General features: G+C 60.4%; 12 protein-coding genes. 9 read left to right on the forward strand and 3 right to left on the reverse strand.

The features are described 5' to 3' along the window. Positions 1-294: 294 nt before the first annotated feature. The 6 genes from ACIREA_RS10950 to ACIREA_RS10975 all read left to right on the forward strand — a co-directional run bounded on the left by ACIREA_RS10950 (position 295) and on the right by ACIREA_RS10975 (position 8775). Positions 295-1599: an SEL1-like repeat protein gene (locus ACIREA_RS10950; RefSeq protein WP_397382311.1), complete on the forward strand. Its 1305-nt coding sequence runs from the start codon at positions 295-297 to the stop codon at positions 1597-1599. A gap of 147 nt (positions 1600-1746) precedes the next feature. After that, positions 1747-1995 carry a hypothetical protein gene (locus ACIREA_RS10955; RefSeq protein WP_397382312.1) on the forward strand — a complete coding sequence of 83 codons (249 nt, stop codon included), beginning with the start codon at positions 1747-1749 and terminating at the stop codon, positions 1993-1995. 57 nt (positions 1996-2052) lie between these two features. Further along, positions 2053-2940 carry a hypothetical protein gene (locus ACIREA_RS10960; protein ID WP_397382313.1) on the forward strand — a complete coding sequence of 296 codons (888 nt, stop codon included), beginning with the start codon at positions 2053-2055 and terminating at the stop codon, positions 2938-2940. A gap of 54 nt (positions 2941-2994) precedes the next feature. Continuing rightward, the gene (locus ACIREA_RS10965; protein WP_397382314.1) at positions 2995-4122 is read left to right on the forward strand and encodes a sialidase family protein; all 1128 of its coding nucleotides are present in this window, start codon (positions 2995-2997) and stop codon (positions 4120-4122) included. Further along, on the forward strand, positions 4119-7265 hold the full coding sequence (locus ACIREA_RS10970) for a DUF4838 domain-containing protein (protein ID WP_397382315.1): 3147 nt from the start codon (positions 4119-4121) through the stop codon (positions 7263-7265). Before ACIREA_RS10965 ends, ACIREA_RS10970 begins: the two co-directional genes overlap by 4 nt. A 70-nt stretch (positions 7266-7335) precedes the next feature. After that, positions 7336-8775 (forward strand): flavin monoamine oxidase family protein, encoded by a 1440-nt coding sequence (locus ACIREA_RS10975; RefSeq protein WP_397382316.1) that lies wholly within the window; start codon positions 7336-7338, stop codon positions 8773-8775. Between the two features lie 234 nt (positions 8776-9009). Here the strand turns inward: ACIREA_RS10975 and ACIREA_RS10980 are convergent, their stop codons facing one another. Beyond that, the gene (locus ACIREA_RS10980) at positions 9010-9795 is read right to left on the reverse strand and encodes a DUF1080 domain-containing protein (RefSeq protein WP_397382317.1); all 786 of its coding nucleotides are present in this window, start codon (positions 9793-9795) and stop codon (positions 9010-9012) included. 133 nt (positions 9796-9928) lie between these two features. Between ACIREA_RS10980 and ACIREA_RS10985 the strand changes: the two genes are divergently transcribed. Beyond that, positions 9929-10723, forward strand: coding sequence for an SDR family oxidoreductase (locus tag ACIREA_RS10985; RefSeq protein ID WP_397382318.1), 795 nt, complete (start codon positions 9929-9931; stop codon positions 10721-10723). Between the two features lie 114 nt (positions 10724-10837). After that, positions 10838-12127 carry a nitrous oxide reductase family maturation protein NosD gene (locus tag ACIREA_RS10990; RefSeq protein WP_397382319.1) on the forward strand — a complete coding sequence of 430 codons (1290 nt, stop codon included), beginning with the start codon at positions 10838-10840 and terminating at the stop codon, positions 12125-12127. A 291-nt stretch (positions 12128-12418) separates the two neighbouring features. Here the strand turns inward: ACIREA_RS10990 and ACIREA_RS10995 are convergent, their stop codons facing one another. Both ACIREA_RS10995 and ACIREA_RS11000 read right to left on the reverse strand, forming a co-directional pair. Beyond that, positions 12419-13549: a DEAD/DEAH box helicase gene (locus ACIREA_RS10995; protein WP_397382321.1), complete on the reverse strand. Its 1131-nt coding sequence runs from the start codon at positions 13547-13549 to the stop codon at positions 12419-12421. Between the two features lie 47 nt (positions 13550-13596). After that, complete coding sequence (locus tag ACIREA_RS11000; protein ID WP_397382322.1) at positions 13597-14907, reverse strand: hypothetical protein; 1311 nt, start codon at positions 14905-14907, stop codon at positions 13597-13599. Positions 14908-14962: 55 nt separating this feature from the next. On the opposite strand from ACIREA_RS11000, the gene ACIREA_RS11005 reads away from it, so the two are divergent. Beyond that, a complete protein-coding gene (locus ACIREA_RS11005) occupies positions 14963-15808 on the forward strand; it encodes an alpha/beta hydrolase (protein ID WP_397382323.1) in 846 nt (281 codons plus the stop codon). Positions 15809-16020: the final 212 nt, after the last annotated feature.

Genomic DNA, 16020 nt, shown 5'->3' on the forward strand with positions numbered 1-16020 from the left:
CACCCCTAGCCAGCCAAAGGAGCCCTCCGAAAACGCAAACAGCGTGCAGAATTGCCGAATCCGACACAAGAAATCCCCCTTTCGTCTCCCAAAATGACCATGACGATTCTTGATCTACGCATTCTCCCGCACGCTGAAGAGAGGAAGGCGTGAAGCCATGGCTGTCACGGTCAGAGGAGCTCACTTCACCGAAGAAAAGGGATGACTCATGCCCGGGATCTCTCTAAAAAAGACCCACATAACGATTCTGCTCTCGGAGAAGTCACCATGTTCATTCAGTCCCCGAAAATTCCTATGTTGCTGCTGCTCGCAGGCTTGGTTTGCACGGCGGCCCCCCTCGTGGCCAGGAGCCTGAAGGAGACGCGCACGGAGGCAGAGCAGGGGAATGCAGACGCACAGCACGCCATGGGCCTGCGCTGCGCCAAAGGGGACGGCCTTCCCAAGAATGAGGCGGCGGCGGTGGAGTGGTTTCGCAAGGCGATCACCCAAGGCCATGTGGATGCCCAGCGGCAGCTGGGCATGTGCTACCTCCTTGGAACTGGGGTGCCGCAGGATGCCGCAGAGGCGGTGAAATGGCTGCGTCTGGCGGCGGCGCAGAATCATGTGGCCGCCATGAAACAGCTCGGCGTCTGCTACAGCCTAGGCTCCAGCATGCCGAAGGACACAGTCGAGGGCGTGAAGTGGTTTCGCCAGGCAGCAGAGCGTGGCGATGCCGATGCGCAGCTGGAGCTTGGGATGGCCTACTTTGACGGCGAGGGGGTGGTGCAGGACGCGGCGGAAGCCGTGAAATGGTTTCGCAAAGCCGCCGAGCAGGGAGACCTCAACGCGCAGAAGCTTCTCGGCACCACCTATGCCCAGGGCCTGCGGGTGCCGCCGGATCTCGGTGAAGCGGTGAAATGGTACCGCAAGGCGGCGGAAAAGGAAGACCCTGAAGCTCAGCTGCGGCTGGGCATGGCCTATTCTCTGGGCGCGGGTGTACCCCAGGATCTGAAACAGGGGATCAGCCTGATCAAGAAGTCGGCGGCTCAGAAGTACGCACTGGCGCAGCTCGAGATGGGTGAGTGCTACATGCACGGCGCCGGCGTACCGAAGGATCCTGCCGAGGCCGTGGCTTGGTACCGCAAGGCGGCGGAGCAGGGAGATGTCCTCGCGCAGACAAAGCTGGCGGTGGCCTACTTTGAAGGTACGGGCGTGGCGCAGAACTCCGTGGATGCCGTCGGGTGGTTTCGCAAAGCGGCGGAGCAAAACTTTCCCATCGCCCAGGTTGGGCTGGGCAGCTGCCTCCTCAGTGGCAAGGGTGTGCCCAAAGATGAGGCGCAGGCCATGAAGCTGTTTCGCGCTGCTGCAGAGCAAGGCGATGCCGACGCACAGTTTGCCCTGAGCCTGATGTACGAAAAAGGCGAGGGCGTGGACAAACATCCGGTGGAAGCCCTGAAGTGGTGCCGTCTCGCGTCTCAACAAGGTCATGACATCGCCTTCGTCCATCAGGCCACGCTGGAGGCGACCATGACGCGCGAACAAGTCATCGAAGCCGTTCGACTGGAGCGCGAGTGGAAGCCGACGAAAATGGAGTCGACCAAGGTGGAGCCTGCGAAGTAAGGCCGGCATCTCCGCCCATTGTCCGGTGCTTCGGAAGTTTCAGGCGGGTGCGAACGTTTATGCGGGGAGCTCATGAGCGAATCACGGTTTGGCACCACGCCACACCGATGCGCCATGAGCCCAGCCCACCCGCCACCGCGCACTGCCATGAGTGATGACCCAGACGATCTCAGCAAGGATGGATACCCAACGCACATCCCTACTCCCGAGCAGCACTCTGGAAGCTGGTCGTTTGGAGCAGTGCTCTCCGTCCTCGGAGCGATTATGCTGGCGTTCATTTTGCGGCTGGCGGTGCCCAAGGAGGACAACGCCATCGAGCTCGGCGTCCTGCTTATCGCCGTAGGCTTTGCGCAGATATGGCTGATCTTCAATTTCCTGAAGTCGTTCCGGAAATAACGGCGCGGCAGAAGGTTTGAGACAAAAGGCCGCGTGGCTGCCGCGTAGTCATCGCGCATGTTTGTTTCTTCACGTATTCTCTTGTTGGCTCTGGGCCTCGCGCTCACGGGTTTTGTTTCTGCCAAAGAGCCCTTCAAGCCCAACCTCGGCCCCGATGTGCCGCGCATCACCGTGACCTGTGGCGATGTGACGCTGCTGCTGCGCCAGGCCACGCAGTGGACGCCGGGCCGCATTGATTTTCGCGGCAAGGCCATGACCACCGAGAGCAGCGCCTATGGCACCGTGTTCTCTTTTCCCGATGTCGGTTTCATTGGCACCGCGCATCTGGAAAACGAACCCGAGAAGCTGCAGTCACTCGACTTCTTCCTCGATGACAAACGAGTCGAAGCACCCGCTGCAGAGCTCAAGGGCGGCACGTTTCGGCTGGAGCGCAAATCACGTATCCGTGCCTTTGATCTGACCAACGTCACCGAGATCAAAGACCACCGCCTGTATGAAACCACCACCGTGCACACCGCCGAGGCCGTGCCGCTAAAGCTGGTGTACCACTTCATGCACGCGTGGCGGCCCACGGTCAGCGCCTTCCTCGCGGGCAGCGATACCGCGCCTGACAAAAGCCTTTCCGGCCCGCTGCGCGATGACAAGGAGGTGGCGCGGAAGTTTTACATCAACGAGCGCGTGGACTGGATGGCCGTGTATGAGCCACAGAGCGGTCAGTTCGCCGTGTCGCGCCTGCTGCAGGTGCCGGAGTTGGGAGTGCACATCGCCACGATCTGGAATGTGCCCGGCACCTACCGGAAGTTTTACCTGAAGTGCTTCAGCAGCGCCACCGTGCCCGCCGGATTCACCGGCACCTGGCGCATGGTCACCGCCTTTGGCAGCGCCACGCCGGAAACCTGGGAAAGCGCCGCACGCGGACTGGCGGCGAAGCTTCAAAAGCCGTAGCAAGGCAGCAATCTGCCGCGAGTTTGAGAGGGCGGTGAACGTTGAGGTTTCTCCATGCGCACTCTCACCGCCGCCCTGCTTTTCGCCACCGTCCTGAACTCTGCCGCCGAGGACCGGCCTGACCTGCCTCTCGCGGACATTTCGGGAGACAAGGACCGCCAGATCGTCATCGCCCAGGGGACAGAGGAGGTCTATCAGGGGCACCCGACGACGACCCTGATGCCGGATGGCAAGACGATCTTCTGCGTGTGGTGCATCAACCACGGCGGTGCCGCAGGGCCAATGGCACGCAGCAATGACGGCGGCGTGACGTGGACGCGAATCGACGAACTCATGCCACCCGGCTACAAGACGCATCTGAACTGCCCCAGCATCTACCGCATGACGGATCCGGCGGGCATTGAACGCGTGTGGGTTTTTTCTGCTGCGAAGGGCACGCGCAAAGGCCCCGGCATGCCCAGCATCATGAGTGAGGACGGCGGCAGCACCTGGAAGGAGATGCCGCCGCTCGGTTTCCCCTGCGTGATGACCTTCAGCAGCATCGTCCGGCTCAAGAATGGCGCCTACCTCGGCCTCTATCACCGGGGCCCCGGCGGCGCGGACAAGGCCCCGCTGGAAGTGCTGCAAACCATCACCGCTGACGGCGGCTTCACCTGGAGCGAACCGCAGGTCGTCGCAGCCGTTGCTGGCAAGAACCCCTGCGAACCTTTTGTGTTTCGTTCGCCGGATGGCTCAGAGCTCTGCTGCCTCCTGCGCGAAAACACGCACAAGGAGCGCAGCCTCATGATGTTCAGCCGAGATGAAGGCAAGACCTGGTCCAGCCCGATGAACACGCCCTGGGGCCTCACCGGAGACCGCCATGCCGGCGTGTTCACCAAGGACGGTCGCATGGTCGTGGCCTTTCGTGATCAGGCGCTCAACAGCCCGACCAAAGGCCACTTCGTCGCGTGGGTAGGAACTTATGATGACATCAAGAACGGCAGGCCCGGCCAATACCGCATCAAGCTGCTCAACAGCTACGCCGAACGTCCTGGCGACTGCGGCTATCCCGGTGTGGAGCTGCTGCCGGACGGCACCATCGTGGCCACGACTTATATCAAGATCGCGCCCGGCAAGGAGAAGAACTCCGTCGTGAGTGTGCGCTTCAATTTGAAAACCACTGATGCCCTTGTGATGCCATGAAAGCCCTTGCCGCCGCGTTTCTCACACTCTCGTCGCTGCAGGCAGCGGATGCCGTTCTTGTGGAAGACGGTCAGCCACGCGCGGAAATCATCATTGCGGAAAATCCCACGCGCATGCAGAGGGTCGCGGCGCAGGAGTTTCGCACGAACATCGAAAAGATCAGCGGAGCGCGGCTGCCCATCGTCACGCAGCCGACGGGGAAGGCGGTGAAGGTCTTTATTGGAGCGAGCGCTTTGAATCCCGTGAAGGTGGAGGGTTTGAAGGAGGGCGCGTATCGCATGCAATCCGGCGCCGACTGGCTGGCGCTGGTGGGAGATGACAGCGACTTTGTGCCCACGGAACCCTGGGCCAAACACAATGGCGACATCCCACGCGCGCAGGCAGAGTTTCAGAAGATTGTCGGCGCACCCTATGGCATGCCGAATCCCGGCTTGTACAAAAACCGCCTGCGCCTGCCCGGTGACACTGGCAAGCCCGACGGCGCCACCACGCCCAAGAACGAGTGGCTGGAAATCTGGGGCCTCGATGAACGCGGCAGCTTCAATGCGGTGACGGCGTTCTTCCACCGGCTCGGTGCGCGCTGGTATCTACCGGGAGAGCTTGGCGAAGTGATGCCAGTGATGAAAACCATTGCGCTGCCAAAGCTCGACGAGACGGTGTGGCCCGACTTCCCGCTGCGGCAGTTCAACTTCCGCTTCAGCACGGCGGGCTATGACACGGCGATGTGGATGATGCACCTCGGCACGCGGAATGATGACCGTTATCAGATCGCTCATGGCATGGACGGCATGACGGGCAATGACGCCACCTTTGCCGCGCACCCCGAGTGGTTTGCGCTCTACGGCGGCAAGCGCGACTACCGCCCCGGAGACAGCAAGAACCAGCTCTGTTATTCCAACGATGAACTTTTCCGCGAGACGGTGCGCTACACCCGCGCGCTGCTTGACACCTACCCGCTCAAGACTGTCTCCATCATGCCGCCCGATGGCTACACCTCCATCTGTCAGTGCGAGAATTGCAAAGGCAAGGATTCGCCGGAGCGCAACGAGCGCGGCCTGCTGAGCGACTACGTGTGGGACTTCGTGAACCGCGTGGCGAAGGAGATCGGCAAGACCCACCCTAAGGTGAAAGTGCTGAACTGTGCGTATGGCGTGTACACGCTGCCGCCGCTGAAGATCGACAAGCTGGAGCCCAACGTGGTCGTCTGCATCGTCGGCGGACGCCGCCCGATGAACAAAGCTGGCAGCAAGGCCGAAGGTGAGGCTGCGCCGGAAGCCTTGCGAGCGGCGTGGGTGAAGAAGACGGACAACCCCATCCTGAACTTTGAAAACTATCCCTTCACGGATCGCGGCTGGTACCTGCCCTTCTTCGCACCGCATGCGATTGGCGATTCCGTGAACGCCACGAAAGACATCTCTCAAGGCGAGGACATCTGGCTATCTGCGCGTCAGGATTTCAAAGAGGTGGGCATCGGCTTCAATCACTTCATGGTCTATTTCACCGCGCGCATGTACTGGGGTGGCAAGAGCGCGGATGTGGACGCGATGTTCCGCGAGTACTGCCAGCTCTTCTACGGTCCCGCCGCGCAGGAGATGCAGGCCTTCTTCACCTACTGCGAGACGCATTGGAGTGCGATGGAGAATGACAAGGTGCAGGCGGATGAGGCACTCGCGCTGTTTGCCAAAGCACAGGCCAAAGCAGATGCCGCGAGTATTTATGGACGTCGCATCGCTCTCATCGACGACTTCCTCAAAGGCATGCGCATGAAAGCGCAGCAGCTCGGCCAGCAGCGCGGGCCCGTGCCCACCGTGCGGCTCGTCGGTGACGCGGCGGGAATCGTCATCGATGGCAAATTCGACGACGCTTACTGGCAGAACTGCCCTGCCGCCGCCACCGGCAAATTCCGCGAACTAGAAACAGGCCGCGTGCCGACCTTTGGCACTTCCTACAAAGCCGGCTGGCAGGGAGGCAGCGTGTATTTCGCGATTCGCTGCGATGAACTTCCCGGCGACAAACCTAACAACACCGCCACGCGCAATGAGGATCAGGCGCTGTGGCATGGCGATGCCATCGAGATCGAACTCGCCACGGAAACGCACTCGTATTATCAGATCGCCGTCAGTCCTAGGGGCCACATCGTGGATCTCGACCGTGGCGCATCGCGCGGTCAGTGGTTCGGCTGGGACTCGAAGGCGGAAGTGGCCACGCACATCGCAGATGATCACTGGACCGTGGAGATCCGCATTCCGGTCACGCAGGATGAAAACGATCCGCTGCATCAAGTCATCGGCCGCAAGCCGACGCAGAGCCTGCCTTGGCACATCAATCTCTGCCGCCAGCGCATTCGTGAAGACGGCCAGCAGCTCAGCGCCCTCTCACCCACCGGTACCGAGGGCTTCCATGAGCCGATGAAGTTCGCGCATTTCTACGATGGGAAATCCCAGGTGTTCCCCGCTGACCTCAGTGTCACTGATTTTGTCATCGGCTTCCGCGACGCCACGCAAAAGCGCAAAGTCGCAGACTTCCTCGCTCTGGCAGATGGCAAAGTCAGCGACCTGCAAAAAGCCGCCGCGCTGGAACAGGCCGCGCTGCTCAGCCGTGCGGAGGCCGGGCCGATCATCGAGCGCATCCCTGTCGATGTGGTGAAAAAGACCGCGCAGATGCAACACCTGCTCTCATTGGCCAAAGCGCCGGAGGTCATCGCGCAATTCGCGAATGAGGACTTCAGCAAGTGGCCCTTCTGGAAGCGTGGCGCGGGGTATCACGCACGCGGCTACGCCTATTCCATCACCAAAGCAGGCGACAAGGCGGAGGCGGATCTGAGTGCGGCCCTGCCATGGATTAGCGAACCCCGCGCACGTGATGCCCTCCTTTTTGCTCTGGGACAAAACCGCGAGCGCAACCTACAAAACGACGAGCAGGCTCTCTCAGCTTATCAGGCCATCGTGGCAGATCGCGCGCATATCGGAGGTGCGGATGAATACGCCGCACTCCAGGGCATCGCACGTATCCTGACCCGGCGCGGCAAGTTTGATGAAGCAATGAGCGTCCTGAACCGTGCCGAGCCCGCGAAACTGCAAGGTGTCTGGCGGGACAACATCCTGAAATCCATCGCCGAAGTGCAGAAGGCGCGCGGACAGTGATTCAAGATGCGTGGCTTTGCTGCGTACTTGCTTCATGCGCGCGAATCCAACTCCTTTGACACGTCGGCGAATGCTGCAGACCACCACGGGGGCTTTGCTCGCGGGTGTGGCGGCACAGGCTGAGCCTGCGAAGAAGAAAAAGGCCATCGTCATCGGCGGTGGCATTGGCGGTTTGAGCTGTGCGTTTGATCTGATGGATCGTGGGCATGAGGTGACGGTGCTGGAGGCCTCGCGCCGCACGGGCGGGCATGTGAAGACGATTTATAATCCGCTGCCGGATGGGCTGTATGCAGATGTGGGCGCGGAGCAGTTCACCAATCCTGGTTATGACACCTATCGCGAGTGGGTGCGGAAGTTTGACTTGCCGGTGCTCGCGTATGAACGGCGGCGAAAGATGTATGCCAACGTGCGCGGCCAGTGGCGCACGGAGGAGGAGCTGGCGGACGCGAAGATACAACGCGAGTTCGGCTTCAATGAACGCGAGGTGGCCTACATGCAGGAGCATGGCTGGAAGAACATGCCGCGCCTGTACTTCGGCCCCATGGCGGACAAATTCAAAGACGAGTACCAGCCCTTTGGCATCGGGCTGGACGAGCTGGACCATGTGGTGCTGGGAGACTGGCTGGCGGAGCAGGGCGCGTCTGAATCGGGGCGCGGGTACTGCGGCGGCTCACGTCTTACCAGCAAGGAGAAGCCTGCCACGGAGAGCGATGTCTCCGCGCTCTATCGCATCTGGCAGGAGTCCATTGTGAAGATGCGCGGGCTTCCGGTGTTCAAGCGCGAAGTGTTTCGCCTCAAAGGCGGCAATCAGCTTCTGCCGGACACCTTTGCAAAATACCTTGGTGACCGCGTGCGCAAGAACTGCCTTGTGACCGTGCTGGAGCACGATGCAAATGGAGTCACGGTCACCTTCACTGAAGGTCCGGACAAGAAGGAGCAGACGCTGAAGGCGGACTATGCTGTGATGTGCGTGTCGCCCATGGTGATCGCGGGAATCAAGGTCTCGCCGGGCTGGCCGGAGGCGAAGAAGTTTGCGCTGGAGCACACGCCCATGGGCATGCAGTCGCGCATCGTGTTGCAGGCAAAGACACGTTTCTGGGAGGGCGACAATCTGCCAAGCATCAATTTCGAAACTGGCAACAGCACCATGGGCCTCGTCTATGAATGTGCGCATGAAGTGCCGGGAGACAGCTGCGTGCTCATGGGCAGCGGCCCGCCGGCGCTGGCTCCAGCGGATGCGCTCGCCGCCTTTCGCAAGTTTTACCCCGGCAAGAACAAGGACACGATCGAGCAGGTCATCGTGCATGAGTGGTGGAAGGAGGAGCCGCTGGCGATCGGCTGCGAGCGGCACGCTTTTGCTTTGGGCAAACTCGCGCAGGTGTGGCCGCACTTGATTCAGCCGGTGGGACGTGTGCACTTTGCTGGAGCTGCGTATGATAATCTGCCTTGGGGCCAGGATGCCGCTACGCGTTCGGCACGGCGTGTGACGCTGGCGATTGATGCGGCGTGATGGCGGTGGTACGATGGAGTGGCTTCGCCTGTTTGACTTCGTCTATCTCCGCTGTGCTCCGGTTCGCAAAGCTTCAGCCTTCCTGTCATTCGGTCAGCATCACCGTTGTCACCCTCGTTACCTCTCCACCTTCTAACGTGTCAAAGACTCCTGCTTGTCGATTCGATCACGGTGCAGCTTTCGTAAGCGCTGATCGACGGGCAGGAGTGCCCATCGTACTTCCGGGCGGCGTGATTACTTTTTCTCCAGGGACATCAGCTCGATCTTTCGGAACCACACGGGCTGGCCTTCGGCTTGCAGCGCGATGTGGCCGTAGCTGAGCATCACATCGCCACCGGCTTCCACGATGTCGCTTGCTGGGGCGATCTTGCAGGCCGCGTCGAGTTGCGGGCGCTGGTAGCGCAGGACTTCGACGCCGTTGATGCGGTGGATGATCTCGTCATTGCCGCGCACCTCGACTTCCGCACGCACCCATTCCTCGGCGGGAAAAGTTGGTGCGCTGGATTTGACGATGTGTTTGGTGATCAGCTCTCCGCCCATCTCCACATGGGTGCCGGGCGTGCAGAGGTTCGCCGTGGAGCGCGTACCTTTGCCTTCATCGGCCAGAAACTGCATTTCCAGGCTGGAAGGGAAGCCTTGATCAAAGCGCATGCTCTGCGGCGGCTGTGCATGCAGCATCACGCCACTGTTGAGGTTCACATACTTCGGCGCGTCCGCCATCATCTTGCCGGTGAAGCGGTACTCCATGCGCAGGATGTAGTGCGAGTAGGCCAGGTTGGTGAAGAGGTGGCCGTACTGCTGGTCAAACTTGTCGTAGCCATCGTAGCTCACCTTCAGGATGCCGTCCTCGACCTGAAACGTCTTCGCGAAGTTTTCACCCAGCGGATGTTTGGCGATCTTGATCGTCCAGCCCGTGAGATCCTTGCCATTGAAGAGCGGGATCCACTTGGGTTCGTCCGCCATCGCCACGGAAGTGAGGCATGTCAGAGCGAGCAGGAGGGTGCGGGTGGTTGGGAACATGCGGTCATCTTGGCGGTGGCGGCGCTGTTTCCAATCAGAACCTTTCAAGGCACGTCGCATCCAAGGCTGAAAAATTTTCACCCAAAACGCACGCTTCATTCGACGCCTTGCGAAGTGCCGCTAGGGTCGGCGGATGGACAAACAATGGAACGACAAGATCGTCATCGTCACCGGCGGTGGCGGCGGCATGGGACAGAGCGCAGCGAAGCGATTTGCCGACGCTGGCGCGAAAACTTTTATTTTTGGGCGCACTCTGGAGTCACTTCAGGCCACGGCGGCTCTCTCGCCTCTCATCACATCCATTGTGTGTGACGTCGCCGACTCCGCCAGCGTGGCCGCCGCGCTCGCGCAGGTACTGCAGCATGGGCCGATCGCCGCCTTGATCCACACCGCCGGCATCAACACGCCGGACCGCTTCATGGCGCACGCGGATCCCAGCAAACTGGCCAGCGAAGCCAGCTGGCGCAGCGTGCTGGATGTGAATGTGATGGGCGTGGTGAACATGATTCAGGCCGTTTCCAAGCCGATGGCCGAAAGCGGCGGCGGCAGGATCGTCGTGGTCTCCTCCACGGCCGGGCATGGCTTTGACTCGTTTGCCGGCGTGCCTTACACCGCCAGCAAGTGGGCCGTGCATGGCCTGCTCTTCACCGCCCGCATGCAGCTCAGCGCGCATGGCATTGTCCTCTCTGAATACGCTCCAGGCGAAGCTCTTACGCCCCTCGTGGAAAAGCGCCCCGTGAAGCCCACCGCCGAACACCGCAGCGCCATGATCCATACCACAGACTGCGCCGAGACGCTCTTCTTCATCGCATCGCAAGCGCACTGCATGAGCGTCCTCCAGCTCCCCGCGTATCAGCCTTTCGGCGGCATGCCTCCGCAGATTACGGCGCCATGGCTGTCGGGTTTGGATATTGGGCCGAAGAAGTAGCTGCTTTTATCCTCCTCTTCCTCCCCCAGGAAAGATCCGCGCCAAGGGAGGAAGAGTATGAGGAAGAACCAGACGTTGAAAAGACGTCGCCTCATTCGCGTTCACTCCGCACTCATGATTCGCGCCCTGCTACTCTATTTCACTCTAGCGTCCTTCACGGTCAAAGCCGCCGACCTCTCCGTCGCTGCTTATCCCTCCATTCAGGAGGCGCTGAATGCGAATCCGAACCGCATGCTCTTTGTTCCGGCGGGGGATTATGTGATCACCGAGAAGATTCGCATTCGTGGCGAGCGCAGCGGTTTGTTTGGTCCTGGGCGGATCATTCAGCAGAGCGCGGATCAGCCGATCATTGAGATCGAAAACGCCAAAAGCGCGGAGATTCGCGACCTGACGCTCACGCGGCCCGAAGGGAAGATGGAATCCCGGAATGAAGGCGTGCTGGCCATCAAGTGCCGCGACTTGGTGATTGAGAATGTGCGTGTCATCGACAATCGCAGCCCTGCCGCAGCCATCACTGTGCGTGAGAGCAAGGACACGCGCATCAGCCGCTGCCTGGTGCGCAACTACATGCGCGTGAGCATTGATGACCGCACGCAAAGCAAGGACTGGGGCTATGCCTTCAACTGCACCGACGGCACCGGCATCAACGTGGATTACAGCACCGGCACGCTGATCGAGGGCAACCGCGTCATTGAGGACAACTTCGTTCCCACTCCGGAAGTGAAGGCCAAGTACAAGCTGGGCGACTACGTGAAGAAGAACGCTGTCAAAGGCACGATCATGAACCAGCAGGCCTGGGACTCCAACTACACCGACGCCTGGCAGCAGGGCTCAGGCATTGTGGTGAATGCCCCGGAGGTGAATGATCTGACGCGCGTGATCGGCAACCACATTGAGAACGCCGCGCAGGGTTTGGACATCCATGCGGATCACGTCATCGTCTCACAGAACATCATTACGAATGCCTTCATCGGCATGAAGGCCATGCATGGCTCGCGCAATGTCCTGATCACGGGCAATCAGTTCGTGCGCAACTCGCTCTGGGCCATCGGCCTCATGCCTGGTGCTGCGGCGCATCCCGCCACCGAGGACAAGCCGGAGAACGCCGACGGCGGCTCCATCATCAGCAACAACCTTATTTCCGACTTCGGCCACGGCGACGCGCATTGGATTTGGGGCGATGAGCGTTCTCCCATCAAATTTGACAACGGCCAGCAGCCTGATGACCCGCCGCTTACAGACGTCATCATCACGGGCAATGTTGTTCATAGCGTTGGCAAACCGCGCTACAAATATGCCGTCATCATTCCGGGTGGTCCGAATGCGCCACGGGGTCTGCATTTCTCGAACAATCTGTTTCATCCGGGGACGCAGGGAGTGTGCAATGGGGAGCTGCCGGAGTGATGCAGGGAATTCGAATGATCACGCAGCTTAGCTGACACTATATAGTGGAAGGCTCGGGTTCTGGTGAGTACGATAGACACTCCTGTCTGTCGGTCAGCGTTCCGCTGGAGCCAAGAGCTTGTAACTTACTCTTCCAGGTCGCCGCCGCAATCTGACGGCTTTCGCCGGTCAATTTGAAACTCGGTGCATATCGGGAGAATGTCGGTGCCGCTGACCGACAGACAGGAGTGTCTGTCGTACTTCAAGCCATGCTTCGCATGGCTCGTTTGAGCTTCCGCTGGCCTCGATTTGTTACCTCCGAAACTCGCTGAACCTCACCTTCAGCTTGTCCTCAAGTTGGGTGATCTGCCATTTTTCCTTGGCGTTGATCAGCGCGAGTGACATGCCTTTCTTCCCGGCGCGGGCGGTTCTGCCGCTTCGGTGGGTGTAGTATTCGAGCTGGTCGGGGAGCTGGTGGTGGATGACGAAGGACAGGTCTGCCACGTCGATGCCGCGTGCGGCCACGTCGGTGGCGACGACGAACTGGACGCGCTGCTTTTTGAAGGCGCGCATGACTTTGTCGCGCTCCTTTTGCATGAGATCGCCCTGCAGCACATCCACGGGCAGGCCGAGATCGGCGAGCTCCTGATAGAGCTCCATGGCACCGGCCTTGGTGCGGCAGAAGATGATGCCGCGGCGGTCCTTCTGGCGCTGGAGGAAGTCGAAGATGTAGGCGGTTTTTCCGTCCCCTTTGCAGATGGCAAAGCGGTGGTCGATGTCGCGATTGACCACATTCGCCTGATCGATCTGAATCGAGTGCGGGTTGGCGGACATGCTGCCCTTGATGAGGTCCTGGATTCCCGGGGGGAAGGTGGCGGAAAAGAGCCATGTGCTGCGGCGCATGGCCGCGAGCTTGAGGATTTCGGAGAGCTGCTTTTTGAAGCCCATGCTCAGCATCTCATCCGCCTCATCCAGCACCACATAGCGGACGAACTCCAGTGTCAGTGCATCGCGCTCGATGAGATCCAACAGGCGGCCTGGTGTGGCGACGACGATGTGCGTGGGGCGTTTCAGCGCGTCTGTCTGGCGGTCGATGTTGTCGCCGCCGCTGACGACTTCGATGAAAATTTTCTCCGTGTACTTGGTGAAGCGGAAGAGCTGCTTGCCAATCTGCTTGGCTAGTTCGCGGGTGGGCGCGAGCACCAGCCCCTGGATGTCCCGGTGCTTGGGGTTCATCTTGGTGAGCAGCGGCAGGCCAAAGGCGGCCGTCTTGCCGGTGCCGGTCTGCGCCTGAGCGATGAGATCGCTGCCGTCCTTGAGCAGAAAGGGGATCACCGTGGACTGCACCGCCGTTGGGGTGACGATGCCCAGCTCCTCCAGACCACGGATCATCTCCGGCGGAATTCCGAGGGCGGCAAAGGGATGGGGGTCGGTTTCTGACATCCTGTGTCTTCCATCACAATGGCCCGGAATGCCAGCAGCAATGCGGTTTAACGCGGCAATCGCCACTCGCTGAAACGGCCGGATTTGACGCTCGCACTTGGAATGGAAAGCCTCACGGGCCCTTTCGTGGCGGGTAGACGTGCTGCCAGCGAATACCGGTCATGGACAAAGACCTCGACCCTGTCGTCTTCGACCACCAACCAGACCTTCAGCAGCCGCCCCTTCGGCAGATCGACGGGCAGTTCGCTCCAGCATTCGCCAGCGGCATCGAGGATGCGGAGTTGATCGCGCTTCAAAAGGATCTCGCCAAGAGGATCGAGGCTCATTCGCACCTCACCCGTGCTTTCAGGCAGCGTGAGCGTGAATTCAGCGACGAAATGGCTCCATGCACCGGCTTCACGCTGCCAGGGCAGTTTTTCGAAGTGCTTCAACAGTTTCGCAGGCAAGCGCGTGCCGAGCCTGCCATCTGGCAAGGCATGCACCTCACGAGGCAGGGCAAGATGCCCGCCCCAGGGCTGTTTGTCCGGTTTCGCGGGTGTGAGCGGTATCCAGCCAAACAAAACGGGCGTCTCGCCATTCAAGGCGATTTGTGCGGCACAGAGGTCTTTGCCGTCCAGCACGCCGTCGGGATCGTTTTTCCACGGCCCAAACGGAGAGGTGCTGCTCCAATACACAGGCTGGCCCACCGCGCGGTCATAGATGCTTGCGAGCAAATACCAGCGCGCCCCCAGCTGAAACATCTGCGGGCACTCGGGCTCGCCGATGGTTCCGGGATCCAGGATGGGACCGTGGTCTTTCCAGTGCATCAGATCAGGCGAGGTGGCGAGGCTTACCGCTCCGCAGGTTTCCTTGGGGCGTCCTTTCATCCAGGTGGTCATCACACAACCGTACTGCTTCATCTCGGGAATCCAAAAGATGAAGGGATCCCGGCGCCGCTGGTAGTAGCCAGAGGCAGGCACATGAAATTCCTTCGGCGCGCAGGCCCAGTTTAGAAGATCGTCGCTCACAGAACTGACCATGCGTCCCTGTGCATGCCCGTAGAAACTGCGGAACACCCTGGTCACCGGGTCATGAAAGACGCCGAGCACGAAATACGGACTCATCCAGTCCGCGGGTTTTACCTCAGCGTGTGTGAGCGGCGTTTCAGTCCAACGCAGCCAGTCTTTTGATCGCGCAAGCACGGACTCATACTTCCCGGGCTTGAGGGAGTAGAGGAAGCACTCACCCTGATGGAAGAAGGGGTGTACATCGCCCAGCGAGTGATCGCGCGGCTTGAAATGCAGCATCGTCGCCTCTTCCTGCGCTTTGATGAGCGGCGCGAAGAGTTGGATGACAGCAAGGAGCCAAAAAATGCGCATGAATAACAGAGGTAAAATGATGCCTGCCGAGATCGTTCATGCATTCATCCATTTCATGAAGTTTTTTCTCCTCACGTTTTTCATCAGCAGCGTATCGCTCCTAGCGGCTGAGAAGCCCATCGTGCTTTGGCAGGCGGGAGCTCCGGGGGCTCTGGGCACGGCACCGAAGGACATCCCGACGCTCACGCCTTATGTGCCTGAGAAAGCCAGCGGCGCCGTGATGCTGCTCATTCCGGGCGGCAGCTACTCGGGCATCTATGAGGGGCAGGCGGAGCCGTTTGCGCGCTGGCTGAATGAGCAGGGCATCACGGCCTTCGTGCTGCGCTACCGGCTCGGCAGCGCGGGCTACCGCTACCCGGCGCAGCTTCAGGATGCGGTGGAGTCCATGCGGCAGATCCGGGCCAATGCCGGACGATGGAAGATCGACCCCGCACGCATCGGTGTGATGGGTTTCTCCGCCGGAGGCCATCTCGTCTCCACCTTGATCAACCGCCCGGAAGATGGCGAGATCGACGGACGCACCCCAAGTGTGAGTCCGCGGCCGGATCTTGCCATTCTCTGCTATCCCGTCATCAGCATGATCACCAAGCCGCATTGGACTTCGCGCAAGATGCTCATTGGAGACAAACCGAGCGACGAACTCGTGCGCCAGACCTCCAGCGAGCTGCAGGTGCGCGCCGGCCTGCCGCCCTGCTTCCTCTGGCACACTTCCGAGGACAAACTGGTGCCCGTGGAGCATGCGCAGCTCTATGCCGCTGCGCTGCATCAAAACGGCGTTCCCCATGAGCTCCATCTCTACCAGCATGGCGACCATGGCACCGGCCTCATCGGCACGCAGCACCCATGGTTCGCGGATCTGGTGTTCTGGCTGAAGGCGCAAAAATGGATCTCTGCGCCTTGAGTTCAACTCGCTGACACAAATCCCGCGCCTTCACGTTCCCTTGGGAACATGAAGTTTCTACTGACCAGCCTTGTCCTTCTGATGGTCCATTGCGCAGCCGCAGCGGGGCCGAATTTTGTGTGGATCATCGCGGATGACATGTCGCCGGACATCGGAGCCTATGGTTTGAAGGAGGTGAGCACGCCGAATCTTGACCGGCTGGCTGCCGAGGG

The organism is Prosthecobacter sp. (assembly GCF_044373815.1).
Lineage (GTDB): Bacteria > Verrucomicrobiota > Verrucomicrobiia > Verrucomicrobiales > Verrucomicrobiaceae > Prosthecobacter.

Bases quoted from the DNA above. Each gene is read 5' to 3' on its own strand.
- ACIREA_RS10965 (WP_397382314.1), top strand. From the start codon at position 2,995: ATGCGCACTCTCACCGCCGCCCTGCTTTTCGCCACCGTCCTGAACTCT.
- ACIREA_RS10995 (WP_397382321.1), bottom strand. From the start codon at position 13,549: ATGTCAGAAACCGACCCCCATCCCTTTGCCGCCCTCGGAATTCCGCCG.
- ACIREA_RS10975 (WP_397382316.1), top strand. From the start codon at position 7,336: ATGCTGCAGACCACCACGGGGGCTTTGCTCGCGGGTGTGGCGGCACAG.
- ACIREA_RS10960 (WP_397382313.1), top strand. From the start codon at position 2,053: ATGTTTGTTTCTTCACGTATTCTCTTGTTGGCTCTGGGCCTCGCGCTC.
- ACIREA_RS11000 (WP_397382322.1), bottom strand. From the start codon at position 14,907: ATGCGCATTTTTTGGCTCCTTGCTGTCATCCAACTCTTCGCGCCGCTC.
- ACIREA_RS10950 (WP_397382311.1), top strand. From the start codon at position 295: ATGTTGCTGCTGCTCGCAGGCTTGGTTTGCACGGCGGCCCCCCTCGTG.
- ACIREA_RS10990 (WP_397382319.1), top strand. From the start codon at position 10,838: ATGATTCGCGCCCTGCTACTCTATTTCACTCTAGCGTCCTTCACGGTC.
- ACIREA_RS11005 (WP_397382323.1), top strand. From the start codon at position 14,963: ATGAAGTTTTTTCTCCTCACGTTTTTCATCAGCAGCGTATCGCTCCTA.
- ACIREA_RS10970 (WP_397382315.1), top strand. From the start codon at position 4,119: ATGAAAGCCCTTGCCGCCGCGTTTCTCACACTCTCGTCGCTGCAGGCA.
- ACIREA_RS10980 (WP_397382317.1), bottom strand. From the start codon at position 9,795: ATGTTCCCAACCACCCGCACCCTCCTGCTCGCTCTGACATGCCTCACT.
- ACIREA_RS10955 (WP_397382312.1), top strand. From the start codon at position 1,747: ATGAGTGATGACCCAGACGATCTCAGCAAGGATGGATACCCAACGCAC.
- ACIREA_RS10985 (WP_397382318.1), top strand. From the start codon at position 9,929: ATGGACAAACAATGGAACGACAAGATCGTCATCGTCACCGGCGGTGGC.